The sequence below is a fragment of the Streptomyces sp. NPDC056734 genome (assembly GCF_042790455.1).
In the GTDB taxonomy this organism is placed as follows: Bacteria; Actinomycetota; Actinomycetes; order Streptomycetales; family Streptomycetaceae; genus Streptomyces.
This window is the reverse complement of record NZ_JBHTZD010000053.1, coordinates 1-5011: the sequence shown is the minus strand read 5'-3', so window position 1 is coordinate 5011 and position 5011 is coordinate 1. Positions and strand designations below refer to the sequence as shown.

The 5011-nt window shown below is 71.4% G+C and carries 4 protein-coding genes; all 4 read left to right on the top strand.

All coding sequences use genetic code 11. From position 1 onward, the window contains the following. Positions 1–982, top strand: a 982-nt coding sequence (gene ispH / locus ACFRFC_RS38110) for a 4-hydroxy-3-methylbut-2-enyl diphosphate reductase (RefSeq protein WP_382693767.1), incomplete at its 5' end; no start/stop codon positions are given. Further along, entirely contained in the window at positions 979–2838 is a 1860-nt protein-coding gene (locus ACFRFC_RS38105) for a 1-deoxy-D-xylulose-5-phosphate synthase (protein WP_382693768.1), read from the top strand. The genes ispH and ACFRFC_RS38105, both read left to right, overlap by 4 nt. Beyond that, entirely contained in the window at positions 2835–3965 is a 1131-nt protein-coding gene (ispG, locus tag ACFRFC_RS38100) for a flavodoxin-dependent (E)-4-hydroxy-3-methylbut-2-enyl-diphosphate synthase (protein ID WP_382693769.1), read from the top strand. The genes ACFRFC_RS38105 and ispG overlap by 4 nt, the downstream gene beginning before the upstream one ends. Next, on the top strand, positions 3962–5011 hold a 1050-nt coding region (locus ACFRFC_RS38095; protein WP_382693771.1), incomplete at its 3' end, for a polyprenyl synthetase family protein. The genes ispG and ACFRFC_RS38095, both read left to right, overlap by 4 nt.

Genomic DNA, 5011 nt, shown 5'->3' with positions numbered 1-5011 from the left:
GGCCGTGGAGTCCTGGGCGCGGGTCATGGGGCCCCGGACGGTCCTGCTGGCCTCTCCGCGGTCGTTCTGCGCCGGGGTGGAGCGGGCGATCGAGGTCGTCGAGGCACTCCTTGAGCAGGATCAGCAGCAGGGGCCTGGTGGGCGGCGGGTGTTCGTGCGGAAGCAGATCGTCCACAACACGCACGTCATCGCCGGCCTGGCGGAGCGGGGTGCGGTGTTCGTGGAGGAGCTGGACGAGGTTCCCGAAGGGTCTCTGGTGGTGTTCTCCGCGCACGGTGTGTCCCCGCAGGTCCGTGCGGAGGCGGAGCGCAGGGACCTGACGGTGGTGGACGCGACGTGTCCGCTGGTGACGAAGGTCCACGCGGAGGCACGCCGGTTCGCCGAGCGGGGCAGCAGCATCGTGCTGATCGGGCATGCCGGTCACGAGGAGGTCGAGGGCACCTACGGCGAGGCCCCCGACGCCATGGTGGTCGTGAGCAGCGCCGACGACATCGCCGGCCTGGAGCTGCCGGACCCGGCCAGGGTCACGTACCTGACCCAGACAACCCTCGCCGTGGACGAGACGCGGGAGACGATCGCCGCGCTCAAGGAACGCTTCCCCGAGGCGAGCGGTCCGGGCTCGGAGGACATCTGCTACGCCACCACCAACCGCCAGCACGCCCTGCAAGCCGTCACCGCGCAGGCCGATCTCGTCCTGGTCCTCGGGTCGGAGAACTCCTCCAACTCGGTCCGGCTCGTGGAACTGGCCCGCAAGGCGGGCACCCCGGCCCATCTGATCGAGGACGCCTCCCGCATCCGGCCCGACTGGCTGCGCGACGTGACCATGGTCGGGCTCAGCGCCGGGGCGTCGGCCCCGCCCGCCCTGGTCGAGGAGACCCTCGCGGCGCTGGCCGGGCTGGGGCCGCTCACCGTCCAGGAACGGATCACCACGACCGAGGACACCTACTTCGCGCCACCCGCCGCAGTGAGGAAGAACCGATGAGCACAACCAGCGTCTTTGGCACCCGTTTCCCGCTGCTGGAGGAGACCGGCACCCCGGCCGCCCTGCGCGCCCTGCCCCGGGAACAACTGGGCGCGCTGGCGGCCGAGATCAGGGCGTTCCTGATCGACGCGGTATGCGCGACCGGCGGTCATCTGGGCCCGAACCTGGGGGTGGTCGAGCTGACCCTGGCGCTGCACCGGGTCTTCGACTCGCCCCGGGACGCGATCGTCTTCGACACCGGGCACCAGGCGTACGTACACAAATTGCTGACCGGCCGCCGCCAGGATTTCGGGTCGCTGCGGCAGGCCGGGGGCCTGTCCGGATACCCCTCCCGTACGGAGTCGCCGCACGACCTGGTGGAGAACTCCCACGCCTCCACCGCCCTCTCCTACGCCGACGGCCTCGCCAAGGCACGGGCCCTGGACGGTGAAAGCGGCCGTACGGTCGTGGCCGTCATCGGCGACGGGGCCCTCACGGGCGGTCTGGCCTGGGAGGGCCTGAACAATCTCGGCGCCGCCCCGGAGCGTCCGGTGATCGTGGTCCTCAACGACAACGGCCGCTCCTACGACCCCACCACCGGCGCCCTCGTCGCACATCTCAGCGCACTGAAACAGCAGGGAAACAGCACAGCCGAGCCCCCGGGGGACCGGAATATCTTCACCGATCTGGGCTTCCGCTACCTCGGACCGGTCGACGGTCACGACACGGCCGCGGTCGAGGAGGCGCTGCGCCGGGCGCGGGCGCTGGCCCACCCGGTCCTCGTGCACGTGGTGACCGTCAAGGGCCGTGGATACCCGCCCGCGGAGACGGACGAGGCGGACTGTCTGCACGCGGTCGGTGTCGTCGATCCGTCCACCGGCCGCCCCGCTGCGGCGGGCAGGAGTCCGGGGCGGTCGTGGACGGGTGTGTTCTCGGACGAGCTGGTGGCGGTGGCGGCCCGGCACCCGGAGGTGGTGGCCGTCACCGCGTCGATGCTGCGGCCGACCGGCCTGCACCCGATGCGGGAGAAGTTCCCGGACCGTGTCTTCGACGTCGGGATAGCCGAACAGCACGCCGTCACCTCGGCGGCCGGGCTCGCCATGGCCGGCCTGCACCCGGTCGTGGCCCTTTACGCCACCTTCCTGAACCGGGCGTTCGACCAGGTCCTGATGGATGTGGCCCTGCACGGGCTGCCGGTGACCTTCGTCCTGGACCGGGCCGGCATCACCGGCCCCGACGGCCCCTCCCACCACGGCATGTGGGACCTGCCCCTCCTGAACACCGTCCCCGGCATGCGGGTCGCCGTCCCGCGCGACGCCGCGCAGCTGCGGGAACTGCTCACCGAGGCCGTCACCCACCACGCCGGTCCCACCGCCCTGCGCTTCCCCAAAGGCACCGCCGGAGACACTCTCGCCGCCCTGGAGCGGCGCGGCCCGGTCGATGTCCTGTTCCGCTCCGGTGTCCGGGACGTCCTGCTCGTCGCCACCGGCCCCCTCGCCGCAGCGGCCGTCGAAGCCGCCGCCTATCTCGACCAGCGGGGCATCGGATGCACCGTCGCCGACCCCCGCTGGGCCCTGCCCGTCCCCCACCAGCTCACCGAACTCGCCGCACGCCACCGCCTCGTGATCACCGTCGAGGACGGCATCCGCTCCGGCGGCGTGGGAGCAGCCGTCGCCCAGGCGATCACCGACACCGGGAGCACCGTGCCCACCCACATCCTGGGCCTGCCCCGCCGCTTCCTCCCCCACGCCACCCGCACCGACCTCCTCAGCACGGCGGGTCTCGACAGCCAGGGCATCGTCCACGCGATACTCCGCGCCCGCGCCGGACTCCCGTACCACTCCCAGCGGACCGCGAAAGAAGGCAGGACACGATGACCACCGACCTCGGCCTTCCCGCCCTCCCCGCCACTCCGGCGCGCCGCCGTACCCGCCAACTCCACGTCGGGAATGTCCCGGTGGGCGGCGGCGCGCCGGTCTCCGTGCAGACCATGACCACCACCCTCACCGCCGACATCGACGCCACCCTCCAGCAGATCGCCGAGATCACCGCCGCGGGCTGCGACATCGTCCGCGTGGCGGTCCCCTCCCAGGACGACGCCGACGCCCTCCCCGCGATAGTGGCGAAGTCCCCGCTGCCGGTGATCGCCGACATCCACTTCCAGCCCCGCTACGTCTTCGCCGCCCTCGACGCCGGCTGCGCCGCGGTACGGGTCAACCCCGGCAACATCCGCAAGTTCGACGACAAGGTCGGCGACATCGCCAAGGCAGCCGCAGCGGCCGGCGTACCGATCCGGATCGGCGTCAACGCCGGATCCCTCGACCCCCGCCTCCTCGCCAAACACGGCCGCGCCACACCCGAGGCACTCGTGGAATCCGCGCTGTGGGAATGCTCCCTCTTCGAGGAACACGGCTTCCAGAACCTGAAGATCGCCGTCAAACACCACGATCCCACCACGATGATCGCCGCCAACCGGCTCCTCGCCGCCGCCTGCGACTACCCCCTGCACCTCGGCGTCACCGAGGCCGGACCCGCCTTCCAGGGCGCCATCAAATCCGCCGTCGCCCTCGGCATCCTCCTCGGCGAAGGCATCGGCGACACCATCCGCGTCTCCCTCTCCGCACCACCCGTCGAACAGGTCAAGGCGGGCTGCCACATCCTCTCTTCCCTCGGCCTGCGCCCTCGCAAGCTGGAGATCGTCTCCTGCCCCGGCTGCGGACGCCTCCAGGTCGACATCCACACCCTCGCCATGAAAGTCGAGGCCGCCTTCGACGGCTTCCCTCACCCCCTGCGCATCGCGGTCATGGGCTGTGTCGTCAACGGACCCGGCGAAGCCCGCGAAGCCGACCTCGGCGTCTCCTGCGGCAACGGCAAAGGCCAGATCTTCCGCAAAGGCCAAGTCCTCCGCACCGTCCCCGAACACAAGATCGTCGAGACCCTCCTCGACGAAGCACTGCGCCTCACCCCCCAAGACACCCCGGCCCCGCCACAGGACCCCTCATGACCATCACAGCCCCGGCCCAGCCCGACGGCGCCGGCCTGGACCAGGCCCGCGCCAAGATCGACACCGCCCTCGGCGCCTTCCTCACCGACAAGGCCCGCGCCGCGGCCCGACAGAACATGCCGGGAGAAGTCACCGCACTCCTCACGGACTTCCTGACCGCAGGCGGCAAACGCATCCGCCCCCTCCTCTGCCTCACCGGCTGGCACACAGCCGGAGGGCGCGGCCACCCCCTCCCCGTCGTCCGCGCCGCCGCAAGCCTGGAAATGTTCCACGCCTTCTGCCTCATCCACGACGACGTCATGGACCGCTCCGACACCCGCCGCGGACACCCCACCCTCCACCGCACCCTCGCCACCCGCCACGCCCCCGGCCGCACCACCACCACCGCCAACCGACTCGGCGCGAGTACCGCCATCCTCATCGGCGACCTCGCCCTCACCTGGTCCGACGAACTCCTCCACACCGCCGGCCTCAGCCACAAGCAACTCACCGACACCCTCCCCCTGCTCGACGCCATGCGCACGGAAGTCATGTACGGCCAGTACCTCGACGTCACCGCCACCGGCACCCCCAGCGTCGACGTCGGCCGCGCACTGGCCATCTGCCGCTACAAGACCGCCAAATACACCATCGAACGCCCCCTGCACATAGGCGCCGCCCTCGCCGGCGCCGACCAGAGCCTCCTCGACTCCCTGTCCGCCTTCGCCATCCCCCTCGGCGAAGCCTTCCAGCTCCGCGACGACCTCCTCGGCGTCTACGGCGACCCCGCCCGCACCGGCAAACCCGCACTCGACGACCTCCGCGAAGGCAAGGCCACCGTCCTCATCGCCCTCGCCCTGCGCCACGCCACCCGCACCCAGGCCGACCAGCTCCGCCCCCTCCTCGGCCACCGCGAACTCACCCACGACCAAGCCGCCACCGCCCGCAACATCATCACCGCCACCGGCGCCACCCAACAGGTCGAAACCATGATCACCGAACGCTACGCACAGGCCCTGGTCCACCTCCGAGCCGCACCGCTGGAACCGGCATCCACCCGCCTGCTG

What these genes read in the sequence shown, in the direction of transcription:
- ispG (WP_382693769.1), top strand. Translation starts at nt 2,835, where the DNA reads ATGACCACCGACCTCGGCCTTCCCGCCCTCCCCGCCACTCCGGCGCGC.
- ACFRFC_RS38105 (WP_382693768.1), top strand. Translation starts at nt 979, where the DNA reads ATGAGCACAACCAGCGTCTTTGGCACCCGTTTCCCGCTGCTGGAGGAG.